General features: G+C 71.8%; 19 protein-coding genes and 1 tRNA gene. 11 read left to right on the top strand and 9 right to left on the bottom strand.

Annotated features, from left to right (window positions below; all coding sequences use genetic code 11):
* Positions 1 to 187: 187 nt before the first annotated feature.
* The gene (locus ABD419_RS11970) at positions 188 to 1,117 is read right to left on the bottom strand and encodes an endonuclease/exonuclease/phosphatase family protein (RefSeq protein ID WP_344486435.1); all 930 of its coding nucleotides are present in this window, start codon (positions 1,115 to 1,117) and stop codon (positions 188 to 190) included.
* 116 nt (positions 1,118 to 1,233) lie between these two features.
* A tRNA-Ser gene (locus ABD419_RS11965) sits at positions 1,234 to 1,324 on the bottom strand.
* Positions 1,325 to 1,432: 108 nt separating this feature from the next.
* On the opposite strand from ABD419_RS11965, the gene deoD reads away from it, so the two are divergent.
* Positions 1,433 to 2,245, top strand: a complete 813-nt coding sequence (deoD, locus tag ABD419_RS11960) for a purine-nucleoside phosphorylase (RefSeq protein WP_344486433.1) — start codon at positions 1,433 to 1,435, stop codon at positions 2,243 to 2,245.
* On the opposite strand, the gene ABD419_RS11955 is transcribed toward deoD, so the two are convergent.
* The gene (locus ABD419_RS11955; protein WP_344486430.1) at positions 2,194 to 4,299 is read right to left on the bottom strand and encodes an acyltransferase family protein; all 2,106 of its coding nucleotides are present in this window, start codon (positions 4,297 to 4,299) and stop codon (positions 2,194 to 2,196) included. The two genes, deoD and ABD419_RS11955, sit on opposite strands and share 52 nt — an antisense overlap.
* 520 nt (positions 4,300 to 4,819) lie before the next feature.
* On the opposite strand from ABD419_RS11955, the gene ABD419_RS11950 reads away from it, so the two are divergent.
* The 3 genes from ABD419_RS11950 to ABD419_RS11940 all read left to right on the top strand — a co-directional run bounded on the left by ABD419_RS11950 (position 4,820) and on the right by ABD419_RS11940 (position 8,171).
* Positions 4,820 to 6,343 (top strand): acyl-CoA carboxylase subunit beta, encoded by a 1,524-nt coding sequence (locus tag ABD419_RS11950; RefSeq protein WP_344486633.1) that lies wholly within the window; start codon positions 4,820 to 4,822, stop codon positions 6,341 to 6,343.
* Positions 6,344 to 6,355: 12 nt separating this feature from the next.
* Positions 6,356 to 7,483 (top strand): acyl-CoA dehydrogenase family protein, encoded by a 1,128-nt coding sequence (locus ABD419_RS11945; RefSeq protein ID WP_344486427.1) that lies wholly within the window; start codon positions 6,356 to 6,358, stop codon positions 7,481 to 7,483.
* A gap of 208 nt (positions 7,484 to 7,691) precedes the next feature.
* Entirely contained in the window at positions 7,692 to 8,171 is a 480-nt protein-coding gene (locus ABD419_RS11940; protein WP_344486424.1) for a Rieske (2Fe-2S) protein, read from the top strand.
* Between the two features lie 176 nt (positions 8,172 to 8,347).
* Here ABD419_RS11940 and ABD419_RS11935 read toward each other — a convergent pair whose 3' ends face one another.
* Genes ABD419_RS11935 through ABD419_RS11925 form a run of 3 tightly spaced genes read right to left on the bottom strand, consistent with a single transcriptional unit; the run spans position 8,348 to position 10,665 of the window.
* The gene (locus ABD419_RS11935) at positions 8,348 to 8,737 is read right to left on the bottom strand and encodes a DUF3151 domain-containing protein (RefSeq protein ID WP_344486421.1); all 390 of its coding nucleotides are present in this window, start codon (positions 8,735 to 8,737) and stop codon (positions 8,348 to 8,350) included.
* Positions 8,738 to 8,769: 32 nt separating this feature from the next.
* Positions 8,770 to 10,200, bottom strand: coding sequence for a Na+/H+ antiporter NhaA (gene nhaA / locus ABD419_RS11930; RefSeq protein ID WP_344486418.1), 1,431 nt, complete (start codon positions 10,198 to 10,200; stop codon positions 8,770 to 8,772).
* Between the two features lie 48 nt (positions 10,201 to 10,248).
* Positions 10,249 to 10,665: a Fur family transcriptional regulator gene (locus ABD419_RS11925; protein ID WP_344486416.1), complete on the bottom strand. Its 417-nt coding sequence runs from the start codon at positions 10,663 to 10,665 to the stop codon at positions 10,249 to 10,251.
* Positions 10,666 to 10,852: 187 nt separating this feature from the next.
* On the opposite strand from ABD419_RS11925, the gene ABD419_RS11920 reads away from it, so the two are divergent.
* A complete protein-coding gene (locus tag ABD419_RS11920; RefSeq protein ID WP_344486413.1) occupies positions 10,853 to 12,322 on the top strand; it encodes a catalase in 1,470 nt (489 codons plus the stop codon).
* Between the two features lie 221 nt (positions 12,323 to 12,543).
* Here the strand turns inward: ABD419_RS11920 and ABD419_RS11915 are convergent, their stop codons facing one another.
* A complete protein-coding gene (locus ABD419_RS11915; protein WP_344486410.1) occupies positions 12,544 to 13,143 on the bottom strand; it encodes a helix-turn-helix domain-containing protein in 600 nt (199 codons plus the stop codon).
* Positions 13,144 to 13,244: 101 nt separating this feature from the next.
* On the opposite strand from ABD419_RS11915, the gene ABD419_RS11910 reads away from it, so the two are divergent.
* Positions 13,245 to 14,021: a TSUP family transporter gene (locus ABD419_RS11910; protein WP_344486630.1), complete on the top strand. Its 777-nt coding sequence runs from the start codon at positions 13,245 to 13,247 to the stop codon at positions 14,019 to 14,021.
* On the opposite strand, the gene ABD419_RS11905 is transcribed toward ABD419_RS11910, so the two are convergent.
* A complete protein-coding gene (locus ABD419_RS11905) occupies positions 14,018 to 15,115 on the bottom strand; it encodes a calcium:cation antiporter (RefSeq protein WP_344486407.1) in 1,098 nt (365 codons plus the stop codon). The genes ABD419_RS11910 and ABD419_RS11905 overlap by 4 nt on opposite strands.
* A gap of 148 nt (positions 15,116 to 15,263) precedes the next feature.
* On the opposite strand from ABD419_RS11905, the gene ABD419_RS11900 reads away from it, so the two are divergent.
* A complete protein-coding gene (locus ABD419_RS11900; RefSeq protein WP_344486404.1) occupies positions 15,264 to 16,655 on the top strand; it encodes an aldehyde dehydrogenase family protein in 1,392 nt (463 codons plus the stop codon).
* 12 nt (positions 16,656 to 16,667) lie between these two features.
* Here the strand turns inward: ABD419_RS11900 and ABD419_RS11895 are convergent, their stop codons facing one another.
* Positions 16,668 to 17,141: a MarR family winged helix-turn-helix transcriptional regulator gene (locus ABD419_RS11895; protein WP_344486401.1), complete on the bottom strand. Its 474-nt coding sequence runs from the start codon at positions 17,139 to 17,141 to the stop codon at positions 16,668 to 16,670.
* 96 nt (positions 17,142 to 17,237) lie between these two features.
* Between ABD419_RS11895 and ABD419_RS11890 the strand changes: the two genes are divergently transcribed.
* The 4 genes from ABD419_RS11890 (at position 17,238) to ABD419_RS11875 (ending at position 20,595) form a co-directional block, all read left to right on the top strand.
* On the top strand, positions 17,238 to 17,675 hold the full coding sequence (locus ABD419_RS11890; RefSeq protein WP_344486398.1) for a nuclear transport factor 2 family protein: 438 nt from the start codon (positions 17,238 to 17,240) through the stop codon (positions 17,673 to 17,675).
* Between the two features lie 29 nt (positions 17,676 to 17,704).
* A complete protein-coding gene (locus ABD419_RS11885) occupies positions 17,705 to 18,568 on the top strand; it encodes a haloalkane dehalogenase (protein WP_344486396.1) in 864 nt (287 codons plus the stop codon).
* A 325-nt stretch (positions 18,569 to 18,893) separates the two neighbouring features.
* Positions 18,894 to 20,081, top strand: coding sequence for a sulfotransferase family protein (locus tag ABD419_RS11880; RefSeq protein ID WP_344486393.1), 1,188 nt, complete (start codon positions 18,894 to 18,896; stop codon positions 20,079 to 20,081).
* 109 nt (positions 20,082 to 20,190) lie between these two features.
* Positions 20,191 to 20,595: a hypothetical protein gene (locus ABD419_RS11875; RefSeq protein WP_344486390.1), complete on the top strand. Its 405-nt coding sequence runs from the start codon at positions 20,191 to 20,193 to the stop codon at positions 20,593 to 20,595.
* Positions 20,596 to 20,620 lie beyond the last annotated feature (25 nt).

Raw genomic sequence — 20,620 nt, 5'->3', positions numbered from 1 at the left:
CGCGCGCCGCGTCCGGTGCCGCGGCGACGCGGGCGAACACGGCGGTGTCGTCCACGGAGCCCTCCGCGGTGACGGTGGGCAGGATCAGCGTGGCGTCGTCTTGGGTCACGTCAGTGAGACGCCGTCGCCCCCGCCGGGAGTTGCACACCCCGGCGACCGGACGGATCGGGACGGCGCGGGCGCGGCGTCAGAACGCGAAGTCGGCCTGGACGGGCCGGTGGTCGGAGGCGGTCGCGTCGAGGACGTCCGAGCCCGTGGCGTCCAGGCCCCGGTAGAGCACCTGGTCGATGCGGGCCAGCGGCGTGTCCGCGGGCCAGGTGAACCCGAAGCCCTTCCCGGCGGACGCCTGCGCGGACTCCAGCTGGTACGTGATCGGGGCGAGGGACCGGTCCTGGACCGTGCCGTTCAGGTCCCCGGCGAGGACGACGCGGTCGAGCTCCTCGCCGGCGATGGCCTCGCCGAGGAGGGTCGCGGTCTCGTTGCGCTGCTCCGAGGTGAAGCCCTCCGAGTTGACGCGGACCGACAGGAGGTGGGCGACGTAGAAGGCGACCGGCTCGCCGTCGATGTCGAGGGCGGCGCGGAAGGCGCGGGCCCAGCCCAGGTTCAGGTCGACCTCGTTCGACTCGGTGATCGGGTACACCGACCACAGCGCGACCGTGCCGTACGCCGCGGAGTACTCGTAGTCGCCGTCGAGGGCGTCGGCCCAGGCCAGGCGCTGGTCCTCGGTGAGCTCGACGAGGACGATCACGTCGGGCGAGGCGGCGAGGAGGGTCGCGGCGGTCGCCTCGGTGTCGGTGTTCTCGGCGTTGACGTTGTGGGCGACGACCCGGAAGTCGCCGTCGCCGTCGTGCTTGTCCGGGATGAGCGCGGCGTACATCTGGAACCAGACGAGCGCGGGCAGGAGCGAGCACACGATCGCGAGCGGACGGCGGCGGATCGCGGCGAGGAGGACGAGGACCGGGACGCCGATGCCGAACCAGGGCAGGAACGTCTCGATGAGGCTGCCGAGGTTGTACCAGCGGTTGGGGATGAACCGGTGAAGGAGCAGGACGCCGGCCAGGAGCAGGGACGCGGCGATGACGACGCCGCTGTAGAACTTCGCGCCCGTCTTGCCCACCCGGTCCGCCCTTCGAGGTCGAGCGGCCCGCACCGGCCGCTTCGGAGTTTCGACAGCCTAGCGGGAGCCCGCCAGGAACGGCGAACGCCGGGCCTCTGCGAGACCCGGCGTTCGGTTGGCGGTGGCGGTGGGATTTGAACCCACGGTTGAGGGTTACCCAACACTCGCTTTCGAGGCGAGCTCCTTCGGCCGCTCGGACACGCCACCGCCGAAAACGTTACCGGATCGCGCTCGCGGCCCCGTCACCGGGATCGCGCGATCCACCTCACAGACCGTCTCCGCAAATACATGGGATGTTTATGAGAGGCTGGCGTCATGACTGCACACATCTCCGCCGAGCCGGGCGACATCGCCGAGAGCGTCCTCCTTCCCGGGGACCCGCTCCGCGCGAAGTGGATCGCCGAGACCTTCCTCACCGACGCCGAGTGCTACTCGCAGGTGCGGAACATGTTCGGGTTCACCGGGACGTACAAGGGCAAGCGCGTCTCGGTCCAGGGCACGGGGATGGGCCAGCCGTCGGCCTCGATCTACACGCACGAGCTGCTCGACGTGTACGGCGTCAAGACGGTGGTGCGGGTCGGCTCCGCGGGAGCGATCCACGACGACATCGAGCTGCGCGACGTCGTGGCCGGCATCGGCGCCTCGACGAACTCGTCGATGAACCGCATCCGCTTCAACGGCGTCGTCGACTACGCGCCCGTCGCGGACTTCGGACTCCTGCGCCAGGCCGTCGACGCGGCCGCCGCGCGCGGCATCGACCTGCACGTGGGCCAGCTGTACTCCTCCGACACGTTCTACACGGACGCGCCCGAGGTCGAGGCGAAGCTCGCCGACTACGGCATCCTCGCGATCGAGATGGAGGCCGCCGCGATCTACACGCTCGCCGCGAAGTTCAAGGCGCGGGCGCTGGCGCTGTGCACGATCTCGGACCACATCCTCAAGGGCACGGAGCTGCCCGCCGCGGACCGGCAGGAGTCGTTCTCGGAGATGGTCGAGATCGCCCTCGACGCCGTCACCGCGTTAGCCGCTTCCGGAGGGCCCGGTCCGGTCGGACCGGGCCTTTCGGCTGCCCGGGGTCACCCGGCGGGCGCGGCCGCGAGGACCGCGTCGAGCCCGGCGCCGAGGTAGGGGCCGAGTGTCGCGGCGTACGTGTTCGTCAGGTGGGCGTCGTCGCGGTAGACGAGGACGTTGCCGACGACGGGCGCGCAGGCCTCCGGCCCGCAGATGTGGTCGGTGAGGTCGATCTTGTGGACGCCCTCGGGGACCGCCAGCGCGTCGAAGGCGCCCTCGTCGAAGTAGGCGTCGCGGTCGACGGTGCACTCGGCGGCGCCGGGGCCGTGGAGGTCGACGCACATGGGGATGTCGAAGCGGGGGCTGGGGGTGTCGCGGACGACGGCGACGGCGGTGCCGGTGGCGAGGAGCTGCTCGTAGCGGTCGGTGTAGTCGGGGAAGGTCTCGTAGGCCTCGTAGCCGACGCGTGAGCCGTAGGTGAGGACGAGGTCGGGCCGGATGTCGGCGATCTCGGCGACGACGGCGTCGTTCCAGGCGGCGCAGGAGCGGTAGCGCTCTTCGCCGAGGTCCTCCTGGCCGGTCTCGATGATGCAGGCGTTCTTGGTGTAGGCGATGACGTGCCAGTTCCGGGTCTCGGCGGCGTCGAGGACGGCGGGGAGCCACTGCCAGATCTTGGAGCCGCCGTACATGACGACGGTGGCGGCCGCCTGGTCCTGGACGTCTCCGGTCGCTACCTGGTCGCCGTCGTAGAAGTCGCAGCGGAGGGGTTCGTAGCCCTCCATGGTGGTGTTGCAGTCGCCGGAGAGGGCGGGGTCGTAGTCCTGGGCGGCGTCGAGGGTGGAGGGGGCGAAGTCGGCGTCGGGGAGGTCGGTGTTGAACGCGGGATCGAGGGCGGCGGCGCCGGGGTAGCGGGCGGGGTCGGTGGCGGCTTCGGCGAGGCGGGCGCGTTCGTGGGCGATGTACCAGGTCGTGGAGGCGCAGGCGGCGAGGACGAGGGCGATGCAGGCGGCGCCGAGGGTGAAGGCGCCGCGGGCGGTGCGCTGGCCGAGGCCGGTGGCGGGGAGTCGTTGTTCGACGGCCCAGTGGGTGAGGGCGGCGAGGGCGGTGGCGGCGGCGAGGATGGCGAGGCCGCCGGGGAGGGTGGCGGTGTCGCGTCCGGTCTGGACGAGGTAGCAGACGAGGATCGGCCAGTGCCAGAGGTAGAGGGTGTAGGAGAGGGTGCCGAGGCGCTGGAGGGGCCAGGTGTTGAGGAGGCGGCCGGCGCCGGTGCCGGGGGCGGCGGTCGCGGCGAGGATGACGGCGCAGGCGCCGGCGACGGGGGCGAGGGCGGCCCAGCCGGGGAACTGGGTGGATTCGAGGAAGGCGCCGGCGAGGACGAGGACGGCGACGCCGGACCAGCCGAGGATCGCGGGGAGGGGGCCGGTGAGGCGGCGGGTCCAGGCGCGGGCGCTCGGGCGGAGGGTGAGGGCGAGGAGGCCGCCGGCGGCGAACTGCCAGATGCGGGCGCGGGTGTCGAAGTAGGCGTAGGCCTGGTTGGTGGCGGTCTCCCAGAGCGCGAAGGCGAAGGAGGCGGCGAGGACGAGGGCGAGGACGGCGGCGACGGTGCGCATCGGGGGCAGGCCGGTGCGGCGGGCGGTCCAGAGGACGAGGCCGATGAGGATCGGCCAGAGGACGTAGAACTGGGTCTGGACGGCGAGGGACCAGTAGTGCTGGACGATGCTGGCGCCGTTGTTGGAGGAGAGGTAGTCGACGGAGTGGGCGGCGAGGTTCCAGTTGCCGTAGTAGAGGGCGGAGGCGGTGATGTCGCCGAGCTGCTGGGTCCAGGTGGCGCGGGGGAGCCAGATGAGGACCATGGGGACGGTGGCGGCGGCGACGATGAGCGCGGGCGGGAAGATGCGGCGGACGATGCGGGCGGCGTAGGGGAGGTGGCCGAGGCCGCGGCCGGCGTCGGCGGAGCGGAGGAAGCCGGCGGTGATGAAGAAGCCGGACATGAGCAGGAAGATGTCGACGCCGCCGGAGACGCGGTCGAACCAGATGTGGTAGACGGCGATGACGGCGATGGCGAGGCCGCGGAGTCCGTCGATCTCGCGCAGGCGCGGCGGCCGGGCGGCGGGCGCGGGGGCGGTCCGGTCCGGCTCGGCCGCGGGTTCGGCGGTGGAGGTGGCGCTCATGGGTCTCCGGGGGCGGGGCGGCGGGGTGCGGCCGGGGTGGCGGGGTGACGCATCGAGCGTAGAAGGCGGTGTGCGGCGGGAGTGGTCCGGGGCGGAACGTGAATGCGGAGGAATCGGGCGTTCGCGGTCGCCCCCCGGATCAACAGTGCCTGAGGGGTGCGACATGGGGCCGGGCTCGGTGGGCGGGGCGCGAGTGGAATGTGAATGCGGAGGAATCGGGCGCGGCGAGGCGCCCCCGGATCAACAGTGCCCGAGGGGTCCGACAGTGGGCGGGGCGGGGCGGCACGGGGCGCTTCGGTGGTCGCGGCGCGAACGTGAATGCGGGCGAATCGGGCGTTCGCAAGCGCCCCCGGATCCAAGGGTGCCGCGGGGGTGCGACATGGGGTTTCGGCGGTGCGGACGCGAGGTGGATTCAATGAATTGCGGGGGTCGGAGATCCGTTGACAGGGGGGCGGCGCCATGCCACGATTACGATGCCTTAACGATCGTTAAGGGATTGATCGTCAAGGAGGACGGCGTCGTGGACTTCAGCGGGGACTACCCGGCCGAACGCGAGCGGATCGAACGCGGCGGGGCCGAGAAGTACCACCAGGCGGCGGCCGCCGCGGGCAAGTACCACGCCCGCGAGCGCATCCGGCGGCTGTGCGACCCCGACTCGTTCCGCGAGGACGCCCTGTGGGCGAACCCCGACCCGTCGCTGCCCGCCGACGGCGTCGTCGTCGGCTCCGCCACCGTGCAGGGCCGGCCGGTGCGGCTCGTCGCCAACGACTCCACGGTCAAGGCCGGGTCGTGGGGCGCGCGCACCGTCGAGAAGATCATCCGGACCATCGAGGCCGCCCAGCTCGAGCAGCACCCGATCGTCTACCTCGTCGACTCGGCGGGCGCCCGCATCACCGACCAGGTGCAGCTGTTCCCCGGCCGCCGCGGCGCCGGGCGGATCTTCCACGAGCAGGTCCGCGCCTCCGGGAAGATCCCGCAGGCGTGCGCGCTGTTCGGCCCCAGCGCGGCCGGCGGCGCCTACATCCCGGCGTTCTGCGACATCGTCGCCATGGTCGACGGGAACGCCTCCATGTACCTCGGCAGCCCCCGCATGGTCGAGATGGTCACCGGCGAGAAGACGACCCTGGAGGACATGGGCGGCGCCCGCGTCCACTGCGAGCAGTCCGGCGTCGGGCACTTCCTGTGCCGCAACGAGGACGAGGCGATCGCCGACGTCAGGCGCTGGCTGTCCTACCTGCCGTCGAACTGGACGCAGCCCGCGCCGGTGCGCGCCGCCCGCCCCGCCCTCCCGGTCGACCTCGCCGGCGTCGTCCCGCCGAGCGAGTCCGCGCCGTTCGACATGCGCGACTTCGTGAAGGGTGTGGTCGACCAGGGCTCGATCCTGGAGGTGCAGGCGCGGTGGGCCGGGGAGCTCACGACCGCGTTCGCGCGCCTCGACGGCCGGCCCGTGGGGATCGTCGCCAACAACTCCGCGATCCGCGGGGGCGTCCTCTTCTCCGACTCCGCCGACAAGGCCGCCCGGTTCGTGAACACCTGCGACGCGTTCAACGTGCCGCTGCTGTTCCTCGCCGACGTCCCCGGGTTCATGGTCGGCTCCGCCGTCGAGCACGCCGGGATCATCCGCCACGGCGCCAAGATGATCGCGGCCGTCGCCGAGGCCACCGTGCCGAAGATCTGCGTCGTGGTCCGCAAGGCCTACGGCGCGGGCCTGTACGCCATGGCCGGGCCCGCGTTCGGGTCCGACGCCGTCCTCGCGCTGCCGACCGCGCGCATCGCCGTCATGGGCGCCGAGGCCGCCGTCAACGCCGTGTACGCCAACAAGATCGCCGCCATCGACGACCCCGCCCAGCGGGAGCAGTTCGTCGCCGACCGGCGCGCCGAATACGAAGCCGACGTCGACCTGCGAAGGCTCGCAGGGGAACTCGTCGTCGACGACGTCCTCGCCCCCGAGGAGCTCCGCGATGACCTCATCGCCCGATACCGCCGGCTGTCCCACAAGGACCGCCGGTTCGCCGACCGCCGACACCCGATCACACCGGTGTAAGAGGAGCCCGCAATGAGACTCGACATCGAGCAGACCGAATTCGCCGCCGCCGTGCGCGCCTACGCGCAGGAGCAGATCCGCCCCGTCATCGGGGACTTCTACGAGCGCGGCGAGTTCCCGATCGAGCTGGTCAGGGGGCTCGGCAAGCTGGGCGTCCTCGGGGTCACCCTTCCCGAGGAGCACGGCGGCGCCGGCATGGGCCTGTTCATGCTCGGCCTCGCGCTGGAGGAGATCGCCCGCGTCGACGCGTCCGTCGCCGTCACCGTCGAGGCGTCGGTGACCCTCGGCGCCGAGGCCATCGCCAAGTACGGGACGGCCGAGCAGCAGGCGAAGTGGCTGCCGAACCTCGCCGCCGGGCAGGGCCTCGTCGCGTTCGCGCTCACCGAGCCCGGCGGCGGCACCGACGCCGGGCACACCGACACCAAGGCCCGCCTCGAAGGCGGCGAATGGGTCATCGACGGCGCGAAGTGCTTCATCACCAACGCCGGCACCGCCATGACCGACCTCATCATCACCACGGCCCAGACCGGGCCCGGCGAGGTCACCTGCATCGCCGTCGAGCCCGGCACGCCCGGCCTCCAGATCGGGCCCGAGTACTCCAAGGTCGGCTGGCGCGCCTCCGACACCCGGCCCGTCTACTTCGACGGCTGCAGGGTGCCCGAGGCGAACCTCATCGGGCAGCGCGGGCGCGGCTTCGTCCAGTTCCTCGAACTCCTCGACTCCGGACGCGTCGCCATCGCGGCCCTCGCCACCGGGTCCGCGCAGGGCTGCCTCGACGAGGCGCTCGCCCACGCGAAGGACCGCGAGGCGTTCGGGCGGCCCATCGCCGAGAACCAGGCGATCGCGTTCATGCTCGCCGACATGAAGCTCCGCGCCCACACCTCCCGCCTCGCCTGGCAGGACGCGGCCGTGAAGGCCGAGGCCGGGGAGCCGTTCGGCACCGACGCGGCCCTCGCGAAGCTCCACGCGTCCATGGCCGCGGTCGACAACGCCCGCGAGGCCACGCAGATCTTCGGCGGCTACGGGTTCATGAACGAGACGCCCGTGGCCCGCGCCTGGCGCGACAGCAAGGTGCTGGAGATCGGCGAGGGCACCAACGAGGTCCAGCGGATGCTCATCGCGAGGTCCCTGGGGCTGTAGCGGCTCAGGCGGCGACCGGGACCCCGGTCGCCGCCTGAGAGTTTACTGAAAACTTCAACTAAAGGTCTTGAGTTTCCGCCCCGAATCGTGACAAGCTCGGCTCTTCGGCAGTAGCGTTGCCGCCGCGGCCTGAAACCTCTCGCATGGCTCGCAGGCTGCCATGGGACCGTCCGCTGGACGGGAGGGCCGCTCGATAAGGAGCTCAGACATGACCGACAGCAAGACCGGAAGCGACCTCGCGCAGCGGGTCCTCGCCTCGCGGCGCGGGCTGATGTGCGGGCTGGCCGGGCTCGGCGCCGCGGGCGCCCTGGCCGCGTGCGGGACGGCCGAGTCGCCGTCCGGCGACGCCGACTCCGACGCGACGACCGGGGGGACGTCCGAGGGGTCCACGGGGGACTCGGGCGGGGGCGCGGCGCTCGCCGCGACCGCCGACGTGCCCGAGGGCGGCGGGATCGTCGTCGACGACACCGTGCTCGTGCAGCCCAGCGCCGACGAGTTCCTCGCGTTCTCGGCGGCCTGCCCGCACATGGGCACCACCGTGAACCCGCCGGACGCCGACGGGACGATCATCTGCCCCAACCACGGCTCCGAGTTCTCCCTCGAAGGCGAACTCGAGCAGGGCCCGGCCGAGACCGGGCTCAGCCCGGTGGAGATCACCGTCGAGGACGGGCAGATCTTCCTCGCCTAGGGGCGCAATCGAACACGGCGAACGCGCCGACACGCGGAAGCGGCCGGGGAGACTCCTCCCCGCCCGCTTCGCCGTCCGTCGCGGCGACGCCCGCGCGCCGCCGGATCGCACTGGAGCGCCGCCCGCGGGCGCCCCGGCCCGTCAGGGGGCGCGGTGCGCGGGCCGCGGGCCGCCGGTCACGTCAGGGCGTCGGCGGCGGCCGGGTCCGAGTCGCGCAGGAACTGCGCGCAGCGGGCGGCCTCGTCGGCCTCGCCGATCGCGGCGGCGGCGCGGGAGAGCTGGTGCAGGGACTTGAGGAATCCGCGGTTGGGCTTGTGCTCCCAGGGGATCGGGCCGTGCCCCTTCCAGCCGCTGCGGCGCAGCTGGTCGAGCCCCCGGTGGTACCCGGTGCGGGCGAAGGCGTACGCGGCGACGTCGTCGCCCGACTCCAGGGCGTTCTTCGCCAGCCGCGCCCACGCGGCGCAGAACCACGGGTAGTGGCGGACGGTGTCCTCGGGCGAGTGCCCGTCGAGGTAGTTCCTGGCCTCGGTGTCCTCGGGCATGTGCGTCGCCGGAGGCTGTGACATCAGATTCTGCGGAGCCAATGCGGGTCCTCACTCTAGGGTCGAGTCGCTCGTGAAATGCAGTCGGCCAAGCCTAACCCCGCCTCGGAGGCGCCCTCCAGGACCGGGTCGGAATCGTCCTCCTGCGGCGTGCGGAGCGCCGTGAGGTGGACGGCGAGTCCGCCGAGCACCGCGGCGAGGAGCGACGCGGCGAGGACGCCCATCTTGCCCTCGTAGGTGAGGGACCGGTCGCCGTGGAACGCGAGCTCGGTGATGAACAGCGCGACGGTGAAGCCGATGCCGGCGACCGCCGCGATCGCGGCGAGGAGCGGCCACCTCGTGCCGCGCGGCATCCGGCCCAGGCCGAGCTTGACGACGATCCAGGTGGTGAGGGTGATGCCGGCGGTCTTGCCGAGCACGAGGCCGAGCACGATCCCGAGCGTCACGGTGGAGCCGAGGGCGGCGTCGACGACGTCCGCGGAGAGCGGGACGCCCGCGTTCGCGAGCGCGAAGAGCGGCAGGACCAGGAACGACGAGAAGCGGTGGTGCTGGTGCTGGATGCGCTCGGAGGGCGGCTGGGCGTCGCGGGTGAGCTTGATGAGGCGCTCGGTCTCCTCGACCGTGAGGCCCTCCTTGGCGAGCTCCTGGGCCTCCTCGTGGACGACGGCGGGGTCGAGGAGGGGCTTGGCGGAGATGATGAGGCCCATGATGACGCCCGCGATGGTCGCGTGGACGCCGGATTCGAGCATGGCGACCCACAGGAGGACGCCGATGACGAGGTAGACGGGGCCGGAGGAGACGTTGAGCATGCGCATGAGGACCGCGAGCGCGGTGAGGGCCGCGGCGGCGAGGAGCCAGGAGGAGGAGAGGTCCTCGGTGTAGAAGACGGCGATGACGGCGATGGCGCCGAGGTCGTCGACGATGGCGAGCGTCAGGAGGAAGATCCGGGCGGGCGAGGGGATGCGGGAGCCGAAGAGGGCGAGGACGCCGACGGCGAAGGCGATGTCGGTGGCCATGGGGATGCCCCAGCCGTGGGCGCCCGGGCCGCCGGCGTTGAGCGCGGCGTAGACGAGGGCGGGGACGGCCATGCCGCCGAAGGCGGCGGCGATCGGGGTGACGGCGTTGCGGGGGCTGGAGAGCTCGCCGGAGACGATCTCCGACTTGATCTCCAGGCCGACGACGAAGAAGAAGACGGCCATGAGGCCGTCGTTGATCCAGTCCCGGAGGGTGTGGTGGAGTGCGAAGTCGCCGAAGGTGAAGGTGACGTCGAGGTTCCAGACGGCGTCGTAGGACGCCGACCAGGGGGAGTTGGCCCAGGCCATGGCGAGGACGGCGCAGAACACGAGGACGACGCCGGCGGCGGGCTCGATCTTGAGGAACTCGGCGGCGGGGCGGCCGACGTAGCGGGCGATGGGGCGGCGCGAGTAGAGGAACGCGGGCCGGTTCCGCCAGATGTCCGACTTCCAGGGCTCCTCGGGCAGCGTCATGCACCGGAGCCTATCCGGGCGGGGGGAGCGGAACCACTCCTTGCAGGACTATGCCGCGCGGCAGTCGGGGCACAGGCCCCGGTAGGTGATGGAGGCGCGGTTGACGGCGAAGCCGTGGCGCTCGTCGCCGGGGAGCCAGTCGACGGGGTCGGCGACGGTGTGGACGTCCTTCATGAGGCCGCAGCCCTCGCAGATGAGGTGGTGGTGCTCGTGGTCGGCGTTGGGGTCATAGCGCTTGGAGCGGCCTTCGAGGGTGAGTTCGAGGATCTCGCCGAGGGCGACCATCTCGTTGAGGGTGTTGTAGACGGTGGCGCGGGAGAGTTCGGGCATGCGCTCGCAGGCGCGTTCGAGGATCTCCTCGGCGGTGAAGTGCACGTGGGAGCCCTCGAGCGTCTCGGCGATGACGCGTCGCTGCGGGGTGATGCGCCAGTTGTGGCGGCGCAGTCGGGTTACGAGGTCACTCATGCTGTTTCTCTCACACGGTCAGGAAGTCGAATACCACCCTAGCAGGACAAACGGTTGTGGCACCACTGACACTGGACGGCTTCTTAGTTTAGACATAGTCTAAGTTAGGATCGAGTCCGATGACAGGGACGCCGCCGCCGACGCCGCCGACGCCGCCGGGGCACGACAGCAGGAAGGGGCTCGCACCGTGAGCACTGAATTCGACAACACGGCAGGGCCGCTGACCACCGAGTCCGGCGCGCCGATCGCCTCGAACAACCAGAGCGAGGCCGCCGGCCCGGGCGGGCCGCTGCTCGTCCAGGACCAGGTCCTGCTGGAGAAGCTCGCCCACTTCAACCGCGAGCGCATCCCCGAGCGCGTCGTCCACGCCCGCGGCGCGGGCGCCTACGGCACCTTCACCGCCACCGCCGACGTCTCCGCGTACACGCGGGCCGCGTTCCTCTCCGCGCCCGGCAAGGAGACCGAGACGTTCCTGCGCTTCTCCACCGTGGCCGGCTCGCTCGGCTCGGCCGACGCCGTGCGCGACCCGCGCGGCTGGGCGCTGAAGTTCTACACCGAGGAGGGCAACTACGACCTCGTCGGCAACAACACCCCGGTGTTCTTCATCCGCGACGCAATCAAGTTCCCCGACTTCATCCACACCCAGAAGCGCGACCCGTACACCGGTTCGCAGGAGGCCGACAACGTGTGGGACTTCTGGGGCCTCTCCCCCGAGTCCACCCACCAGGTCACCTGGCTGTTCGGCGACCGCGGCATCCCCGCTTCGTACCGGCACATGGACGGCTTCGGCTCCCACACCTACCAGTGGGTCAACGAGGCCGGCGAGCAGTTCTGGGTCAAGTACCACTTCAAGACCGACCAGGGCATCCGCAACCTGACGCAGGACGAGGCGGACCGGATCGCCGGGGCCGACCCCGACTCGCACCAGCGCGACCTGCGCGAGGCGATCGAGCGCGGCGAGTTCCCGTCGTGGACCGTGCAGGTCCAGATCATGCCCGCCGCCGAGGCCGCGACGTACCGGTTCAACCCGTTCGACCTCACCAAGGTCTGGCCGAACGCCGACTACCCGCGCATCACGATCGGCAGGCTCGAGCTCAACCGCAACCCGGAGAACGTGTTCGCCGAGGTCGAGCAGTCCGCGTTCTCCCCCGCGCACTTCGTGCCGGGCATCGGGCCGAGCCCCGACAAGATGCTGCAGGGCCGCCTGTTCGCCTACGGCGACGCGCACCGCTACCGGGTCGGGATCAACGCCGACCACCTGCCGGTCAACCGCCCGCACGCCACCGTGGCGCGCAACGGGAACCGCGACGGCACCGGCTACGACGGCCGCCACGGCCGCGCGAAGAACTACGAGCCGAACTCCTTCGGCGGGCCCGACGAGACCGGTCGGCCCCTGTGGGCCCCGGTCCAGGTCACGGGCGCGACCGGCGCGTGGGAGACCCCGCGCCACGCCGAGGACGACGACTTCGTGCAGGCCGGCGACCTCTACCGGCTCATGACCCCCGAGGAGCAGGAGCGGCTCGTCGCCAACCTCGCCGGGTTCCTCGCCAAGGTCACCCGCGACGACATCGTCGACCGCGCCGTCGCGAACTTCGCGAAGGCCGACGAGCAGTACGGGAAGCGGCTCGCCGAAGCCGTGGCCGAACTGCGGGCGTAGAAAGGCCGCAGCGCACAACCGAAGACGCCGAGCGGGGACGGGCCCCAAACAAGAAGCCGCCGGGGCCCGCGACCGCTTCGACACCGGCTCTAGCCGCGCCGGCGCGCCCCCTGTCAACAGGAGCGCCGGTGAGAGCCGACCGCCCGCCCGGGTTCTGAAGGGCTTTCCCGGGCGGGCGCGCAGCGGCCCCCGTGCACCCGCACGGGGGCCGCCGTGCACCCCTACTCGTCGAGCTCGCGCCCGCACTCGCCGCACTCCGGCGGCTTCTGCCGCGGGACCTCCACGAACTCCTCGGCCACGATCCACAGCTTCCACCGCTCCCCGGCCTCGCGGATCACCGTGATCGAGGTGATGTCGTCACGGCTCGGCCGCTCCAACCCCCACATGATGTCCAACGGCGCCTTGTGCTTCGCGAGCTTCACCTCGCGGCCCTTCAGGTAGTACCCGGCGCGGGAGTACACCAGCTGCTCCTGCTCGCCGTGCTCCTTCGGCGCCGGCTCGCGGCTGCGGCCGTTGAGGAACGCGTGGTACTCGGTGTGCAGCTGCCGGGCGATCTGCTGGAGCGGGACCGACGAATACGACTTGACCCACCGGTTCTGCGGCTGGTTCTTCCACTTCGTCAAGCGGGCCGAGATCTCCGCGTACGAGATCTTCTCCCCCTTCGCGCGCCATTCGCGCTGAAAGACCGACAGCGACCAGTTGTACACGGCCCGAACCGCTTCGAGGGTCTCCTCCAGGTTCCTCCGCTGCTGGTCATCGGGGTCGAACGCATACTCGTACCCGCGTTTCACCAAGTGGGTCATAGGCTTCGTCATGTCCATGACCTGTTGATATCAGACGATTACGCACCGCCACGTGTTCCTCACCTCATCGGCGTGTCTCCCTGCCGCGCGGCAAGTAACTTGGCCTGGTGCCCTTCGACATCGACCCCGGCGTGTTCGCCCTGCTCATCGTCGCGGCCGTGTTCGCCGGATGGGTCGACGCGGTCGTCGGCGGCGGCGGGCTGATCCAGCTCCCGGCGCTCCTGGTGGCCTTCCCCACAGCGCCACCGCAGCTCATGCTGGGCACCAACAAGATGGCCTCGGTGTGCGGCACCACCATCTCCGCGATCACGTACTCGCGCAAGATCAAACTCGAGCACCGGCTGCTCTGGCCCACCGTCGGCCTCGCCCTCCTCGGCTCCGGCGCCGGGGCCGTGGCCGCCCTCGCCGTCTCCGCGAGCGCCTTGAAGCCCATCATCATCGCGGTGCTCCTCGCCGTCCTGGTCCTGGTCATCGCCCGGCCCCAGCTCGGCCTCGAACCCCAGCCGAAGCTCCGCACCCCGCTGCGCGCCGCCGCGCTCATGCTCACCGCGGGCGTCGCCGTCGCGTTCTACGACGGCATCATCGGCCCCGGCACCGGGATCTTCCTGTCCGTCGCGTTCACGACGATCGTCGGCTTCGACTACGTCACCGCCGCCGCCCACACCAAGGTCGTCAACGCCACCACCAACATCGGCGCCGTCATCGTGTTCGCCGCCCAGGGGAACGTGTCGTGGCTCCTCGGCCTCGTCCTCGGCGCCGGCTGCATGGCCGGCGCCTGGTTCGGCGCCCGCACCGCCCTGGCCCGCGGGTCCCGCTTCGTGCGGATCGTCCTGGTCGTCGTCGTGCTCGCCCTCCTCGCCCGGCTCAGCTGGGACGTGTGGGCGGGCGCCCGCTAAGGGTTGATCGCCAGGAACAGGTAGGCCGCCAGCAGCACCAGGTGGACGCCGCCCTGGAGGCGCGTCGCCCGGCCCGGCACCACCGTCAACACGCTCACCACCAGCGTCAGCCCCAGCAGCACGATCTGCGTCGAGCCCAGGCCCAGCAGCAGCGGCCCGTCCATGAAGAACGAGGCGATCGCGATCGCCGGGATCGTCAGGCCGATCGACGCCATCGCCGACCCGTACCCCAGGTTGATGCTCGTCTGGATCCGCTCGCGCGACGCCGCCCGAACCGCCGCGATCGACTCCGGCAGCAGCACCAGCAGCGCGATCGCCACACCCACCGACGACGCCGGGAACCCGGCCGCGTCCACGCCCGCCTTGATCGCCGGCGACTCCACCTTCGCCAGCCCCACCACGCCCACCAGCGCGACCATCAGCATGCCCACGCTCAGCAGCGCCCGGCGCCCGCTCGGCGGGTCCGCGTGCTCCTCCTCCGTAACCACCCCGGTCTCGGTGATCGGCAGGAAGAAGTCGCGGTGGCGCACCGTCTGCGTGAACACGAACAGGCCGTACAGGACGAGCGACGCCAGCGCCGCGAACACCAGCTGCGGCGTCGAGTACTCCGGGCCGGCCGCGCTGGTCGTGAACGACGGCAGCACCAGGCCCAGCGTCGCGAGCGTCGCCACGGTCGCGAGGGCCGCGCCCGAGCCCTCCGGATTGAACAGCGTCACGCCGTACTTCAGGGCGCCGACCAGGAGCGCGATGCCGACGATGCCGTTGGTGGTGATCATGACCGCGGCGAACACGGTGTCCCGGGCGAGCGTCTCGGCGTCGTGGCCGCCGGAGGCCATGACGGTGAGGATGAGGGCGACCTCGATGACGGTGACGGCGACGGCGAGGACGAGGGAGCCGTAGGGTTCGCCGACGCGGTGGGCGACGACCTCGGCGTGGTGGACTGCGGCGAGGACGGTGGCCCCGAGGGCGACCGCGGCGATCGTGACGAGCACGGGCCCCGATTCGCGGCCCCAGGTCAGGGCGAGGACGATGACGCCGACCAGCGGCGCGATGACGGTCCAGGACAGCAGCGGGGATCGTTTCGCGGCGCTCATGTGCGCCATCCTGTCACGGGAGGGCGCCTCCGCCCCGGGGACCGAGGCCTGGGCATGGACCGTGACACACCTGTTCGGAGGGCTTGCGGCGCGCGGTCCGGCCCGGCGCAGCGGACCGCCGGGGGCTCGGAGTCGCTAGAGTCGTTCCATGTCAAGCGCGTACGGACCAGAGTCCCCCTCAGACACCGTGTCCCGCCTCCGGGAGCACTTCGCGACCGGGCGCACGAAGCCGGTTCCGTGGCGGCTGGAGCAGCTCAAGGGCCTCGACCGGATGCTGCGGGAGGCGGGCGAGGAGCTCGCCGACGCGCTCCGGGCCGATCTCGGGAAGGCCGCCCCGGAGTCGTTCCTCGCGGAGATCGACTTCGTGTCGGCGGAGGTGCGGGCGCTGCGCAAGCACCTGCGGTCCTGGTTGCGGCCCAAGCGGGTCTACACGCCGCCGCACCTGCAGCCCGCGAGGGCGTACGTGCTGCGGGAGCCGCTCGGGGTGGTGACGGTGATCGGGCCGTTCAACTATCCGGTGCAGCTGCTGCTGGCGCCGCTCGCGGGGGCGCTGGCGTGCGGGAACGCGGTGGTGGTGAAGCCGAGCGAGGCGTCGGCGGCGACGGCGTCGGTGCTGGAGCGGCTCATCGGGCGGTACCTGGACCCGGCGGCGGTCGCGGTCGTGCAGGGCGGCGCGGAGGCGACGGCGGCGCTGCTGGCCGAGCGCGTCGACCACATCTTCTTCACGGGTTCGCCGCGGGTGGGGCGGATCGTCGCGAAGGCGGCGGCCGAGCACCTGACGCCGGTGACGCTGGAGCTGGGCGGGAAGAGCCCGGCGATCGTGGAGCCGGGCGCGGACCTGGCGGCGGCGGCGCGGCGCATCGCGTGGGGGAAGTTCATGAACGCGGGGCAGACGTGCATCGCGCCGGACTACGTGCTCGCGGTGGGCGGGGTCGGTCCGGAGCTGGAGCGGCACCTCGCGGAGGCGGTGCGGGAGATGTACGGGCACGCGCCGGCCGACAGCCCGGACTTCGGGCGGATCGTGGACGAGCGGTCGTTCGACCGGATCGCGCGGTTCCTCGGGGAGGGGCGGCTGGTGTGCGGGGGCGGGCACAACCGTTCCGACCGGTACATCGCGCCGACGGTCCTGGCGGACGTGTCGCCGGACGACGCGGTCATGGGCGAGGAGGTGTTCGGGCCGGTGCTGCCGGTCCTGGCGGTCGAGTCGCTGGACGAGGCGGTCGCGTTCGTGAACGCGCGGGAGAAGCCGCTGGCGCTGTACGCGTTCACCGGTTCGGACGCGACCCGGCGCAAGATCCTGACGCGGACGTCGTCGGGCGCGGTCGGGTTCAATGTGCCGATGGCGCACATCGACGTGCCGGGGCTGCCGTTCGGCGGGGTCGGGAGCTCGGGGCTGGGGGCGTACCACGGGAAGGCGTCGATCGAGGCGTTCAGCCATGCGAAGTCGGTGCTGGACAAGCCGCTCGCGCCCGACACGCTGCGGGTGGTGTACCCGCCGTTCACGTCGTTGAAGGAGCAGGTGATGCGCCGCCTGCGGTAGGCGGCGCGGCCGTCACCGCTGGGCGAGGTGGGCGTTGACGCGGCCGAGGAGTGCGAACAGCTGGGCGCGCTCGCCGGGGTCGAGCGGGGCGAGGATGGTCTCGTTGACGCCGTCGAGCACGGCCTCGATCTCGGCGAGGCGGGCCCGGCCGCCGTCGGTGATGGTGATGACGTTGCGGCGCTTGTCGTCCGGGTCGGGGGCGCGGACGATCCAGCCGCCGTCGGCGAGCTCGTTGAGGACGGCGACGAGGTCCGAGCGGTAGATGCGGGTGCGGTCGGCGATCGCGGCCTGGCTGGCGGGCCCGGCCTCGTCGAGGACGGCGAGGACCACGAAGTGGGCCTTGTGGGCGCCGATGGGCGCGAGGGCCTCCGACGCGGTCCGGCTCATCTGGGCGCTCGTCATGCCCGTGAGGCGCGAGATCTGGCGTTTGAGGCGCTCGGGAGTGGCTTCGCCGTAGTCGAACCGCAGTTCACCGCTGGTCTCCATGGGAACACCCTACCCCAGTTGCGTTAGTGGAACTAACGATGTAAGTTCATTAGCAACACGAACGTTAGCTCAACTAACGAATCAAGGGAGACCGCCATGACCACCGCCGAGCAGCTCGTCCGGGAGCTCGCCGACCGCGCCGAACTGGCCGACCTCGTCGCCCGCCACAGCGTCTGGATCGACGAGGCCCGCTGGCACGAGACCGACCGGATCTTCACCGCGGACGTCACCACCCGCTCGCCCCGCGGCGAGGCCCGCGGCGTCGACCAGCTCCTCGCCCTCGTCGCGCGGGGCCACGACACCTTCGCGCAGACCGTCCACAACAAGGCCAACGTCGTGATCGACCTCGACGGCGACACCGCGGCCGTGCGCGCCACCGACGTCGCCCTCTTCGTCGTCGACGACGCGACCGTGTCCCTCGCCGCCGGCGTCGCCCGCTACGGCATGCGCCGCACCGGCGCGGGATGGCGCATCGCCGACCTCGAGATCGCCCCCGCCGCCCTGACCGCCCCCATCGACCGCGCGTCCCTCTGACCCGCGCCGCCCACCCGAAAGGCACTCCCATGCAGACCGTTCCCGTCCTCGGCACCCGCCTGGCTTACACCGAGGCCGGCGCAGGCGACACCACCGTCGTGCTGCTGCACGGCAACCCGACCTCCTCGCACATCTGGCGCCACGTGATCCCGCGCCTCGCCGACCGCGTCCGCGTCGTCGCCCCCGACCTCGTCGGGATGGGCGAGTCCGGCCGGCCCGACATCGAGTACACCTTCGCCGAGCACGCCGCGCACCTCGAGGCGTTCCTCGACGCGGTCGGCGCCGACCGGCCCGTCCTGGTCGGCTACGACTGGGGCGGCGCGCTCGCCCTCGACTGGGCCGCAAGACATCCCGACCGCATCCGCGGCGTCGTCGTCATGGAGACCTTCCTGCGGCCGATGACCTGGGAGGAGTACCCGGCCGGGGCCGTCGGGTTCTTCCGGGCCCTGCGCACGCCCGGCGAGGGCGAGCGGATGGCGCTGGAGGAGAACTGGTTCATCGAGACCGCGCTGCGCGCCACCAACGGCGGCATCTCCGACGAGGACCTGGCCGTCTACCGCAAGCCCTACCCCGACCCGGCCTCGCGCCGGCCGCTCCTGGCCTGGCCCAGGCAGATCCCGCTCGCCGAGGTCGGCGGGCCGTTCGAGCCGGCCGAGACCGCGGCCCGCTTCGACGCCTACGGCGACTGGCTCGCCACCGCCGAGACCCCGAAGCTGCTGCTCACCGCCAGCCCCTACGGGCTCGGCTCCCCTGCAATCGTCGCGTGGGCGGCGGAGCGCTCGCGGAACCTGGAGGTGCGCAGCATCGGCGAGGACGTCGGCCACCACGCCCCCGAGGACGCCCCGGAGGCCATCGCCGACGCCGTCGCAGGCCTGCTCGACCGGCTGTCGTGAAGCGCCGGAAGGCGACGGGCGAAAAAACGGGCCCTGACCGGCGCAAGCGCCGGTCAGGGCCCGTACCCCTCGAAGACAAGTCTGCGACCAGGTTAGCACCCCTTGCGCGCGCTACTGCGCGGAGGGCGGCGAGCGATGTTCAACGCTCCCAAGCAGATTGGTTCCAATCCGGACCGTCACGAGTCTAAAGGGGACTTCTAGACGAGGGGCGACGGTTCGAACCCCTGAGACCGGGTCTGTACAGGATAGGAGCCCATCGGTAATATTGTGCCGATTGGGAGTGACAATCCATTCCTTTTAGGACGTTGTGTCGTTAGGACGCCCCATGCGACGAATGGTGCTCAACGCCGCCCTCGGCCGGACCTCGCGGGCCCGCCGCGACCCCGCCGAGGCGCTCGCGGCCTGGCGGGAGCGCATCCGCGCGACCCTCGACGCCGCCGACATCGAACCGGACGCGGGCGACTGGGCGTTCGCCGAGGACCTCGGGTTCCTCCTCCAGTGCCTCGCCACCGTCCCCGAGCTGACCCCGCTGGGCTGGACGATCCAGCTCCGGTCCGCCCAGCAGAAGTTCGAGAACCGCCTGCGCGTCAAGTGGATCCACGCCCGCAACCCCCTCGTCGGCGAGGCGCCGGTCGAGCGGCCGGTGTTCATCGTGGGCCTGCCGCGGTCGGCGGCCGCCCTCGCGCACCGCGTCCTCGCAGCCTCCCCCGGCCACCGCGGCCCGACCCTGTGGGAGCTCCAGCGCACCGGCCTCGACGACGCCGGCCGCAGCCGCGCCGCCGTCGAACGCCAGCTCGCGGCCCTGCGGCGCCTCGCGCCCGACTACGACGCGGTCCGCCCCCTCCGGGCCGATCGGCCCGAGGAGTCCGCCGAGGTCATGTCGCGCACGCTCGCCCCGCTCGCCTGCGCGCCGCTGCCCGACGAGTACCGGTTCCGGCTCGACCGCGCCGACGCCGCCGGCGACTACGAGCACCTCAAGCAGGTCCTGCAGGTGCTCCAGTACGGTGAGCGCCCGCGGCGGTGGATCCTCCGCTCCCCCTGGGACCTCGCGCACCTCGACGTCGTGCGGCAGGTCTTCCCCGACGCCGTGTTCGTGTGGACCCACCGCGACCCGGTGTTCGCCGTCCCCTCGTTCTGCGCCGTCGCCGAGCGGCTCACCGCCCTGCACTGCAAGGACATCGACCCCGTCGAGATCGGCAGCGTGTGGCTGCCGGCCCTCGCCGACCTCGTCGAGCGCGGCCGCAAGCTCCGGCGGGCCCTGCCCGAGGGCGCGGTCGCCGACGTCAACCACCACCGGTTCACCGGGTACCCGCACGAGTTCGTCCCGCTCCTGTTCGAACGCGTCGGCGCCGAGTGGACCGCCTCGGACCGCAACGGGCTCAACACGATCCTCGACGACCCCGCCCGCGGCAGGGCCCACTCGTCGACGCTGGAGCGGTACGGGCTCGACAAGGCCGCCGTCGCGGCCGCGTTCGGCGACTACCGCCAGGAGGTCGCCGACCTCCGCGGCTGAGATCCATCGCGTCAGTGTGGTGTCAGTGGCGTGTCAGGGCGGCCCTCGATAGTTGCTGCATCGAGGCGAACCGCCGAGACACACACGAATTGCTTGAAGGAGCACCACCATGACCGCCGCCCTCTCCACCGCCGACCAGACCACCATCGCCACCGCCGCCTGGGGCACCGTCACCCTCCTGTCCTTCGCCGGCATCGCCGGCTCCGCCCACAAGGTCGCCACCGACGCCGCCCTCGCCCTCAACGCCGCCACCGGCGCCGTCGGCCACGCCATCGCCGACCACCCCAAAGCCGCCAACATCAAGGGCAAGAACGCCGCCGACATCGCCGACCAGGTCCTCCCCGCCCTCACCGCCTCCGTCCAGATCCTCCAGGCGCACGATGCGGCCGAGGCCGAGAACTTCCGCACCACCATCGCCGTGGTCATCGACGCCGCCAACCGCGCCCACAAGGGCGAACCCTCCCCCACCCTCGCCGACATGGCCCGCAAGATCACCCACGCCCTCGACGCCTAACCCACACCACCACCCCACCCCGATC

This window comes from Glycomyces endophyticus (assembly GCF_039531525.1).
Lineage (GTDB): Bacteria > Actinomycetota > Actinomycetes > Mycobacteriales > Micromonosporaceae > Glycomyces > Glycomyces endophyticus.
The sequence above is the reverse complement of the archived record's forward strand: the minus strand, read 5'-3'. Positions and strand labels throughout refer to the sequence as shown.

Excerpts from the sequence above, each read along its gene's own strand:
- deoD (WP_344486433.1), top strand. The coding sequence starts at position 1,433 with ATGACTGCACACATCTCCGCCGAGCCGGGCGACATCGCCGAGAGCGTC.
- ABD419_RS11955 (WP_344486430.1), bottom strand. The coding sequence starts at position 4,299 with ATGAGCGCCACCTCCACCGCCGAACCCGCGGCCGAGCCGGACCGGACC.
- ABD419_RS11945 (WP_344486427.1), top strand. The coding sequence starts at position 6,356 with ATGAGACTCGACATCGAGCAGACCGAATTCGCCGCCGCCGTGCGCGCC.
- ABD419_RS11940 (WP_344486424.1), top strand. The coding sequence starts at position 7,692 with ATGACCGACAGCAAGACCGGAAGCGACCTCGCGCAGCGGGTCCTCGCC.
- ABD419_RS11935 (WP_344486421.1), bottom strand. The coding sequence starts at position 8,737 with ATGTCACAGCCTCCGGCGACGCACATGCCCGAGGACACCGAGGCCAGG.
- nhaA (WP_344486418.1), bottom strand. The coding sequence starts at position 10,200 with ATGACGCTGCCCGAGGAGCCCTGGAAGTCGGACATCTGGCGGAACCGG.
- ABD419_RS11925 (WP_344486416.1), bottom strand. The coding sequence starts at position 10,665 with ATGAGTGACCTCGTAACCCGACTGCGCCGCCACAACTGGCGCATCACC.
- ABD419_RS11915 (WP_344486410.1), bottom strand. The coding sequence starts at position 13,143 with ATGGACATGACGAAGCCTATGACCCACTTGGTGAAACGCGGGTACGAG.
- ABD419_RS11905 (WP_344486407.1), bottom strand. The coding sequence starts at position 15,115 with ATGAGCGCCGCGAAACGATCCCCGCTGCTGTCCTGGACCGTCATCGCG.
- ABD419_RS11900 (WP_344486404.1), top strand. The coding sequence starts at position 15,264 with ATGTCAAGCGCGTACGGACCAGAGTCCCCCTCAGACACCGTGTCCCGC.
- ABD419_RS11895 (WP_344486401.1), bottom strand. The coding sequence starts at position 17,141 with ATGGAGACCAGCGGTGAACTGCGGTTCGACTACGGCGAAGCCACTCCC.
- ABD419_RS11890 (WP_344486398.1), top strand. The coding sequence starts at position 17,238 with ATGACCACCGCCGAGCAGCTCGTCCGGGAGCTCGCCGACCGCGCCGAA.
- ABD419_RS11885 (WP_344486396.1), top strand. The coding sequence starts at position 17,705 with ATGCAGACCGTTCCCGTCCTCGGCACCCGCCTGGCTTACACCGAGGCC.
- ABD419_RS11880 (WP_344486393.1), top strand. The coding sequence starts at position 18,894 with ATGCGACGAATGGTGCTCAACGCCGCCCTCGGCCGGACCTCGCGGGCC.
- ABD419_RS11875 (WP_344486390.1), top strand. The coding sequence starts at position 20,191 with ATGACCGCCGCCCTCTCCACCGCCGACCAGACCACCATCGCCACCGCC.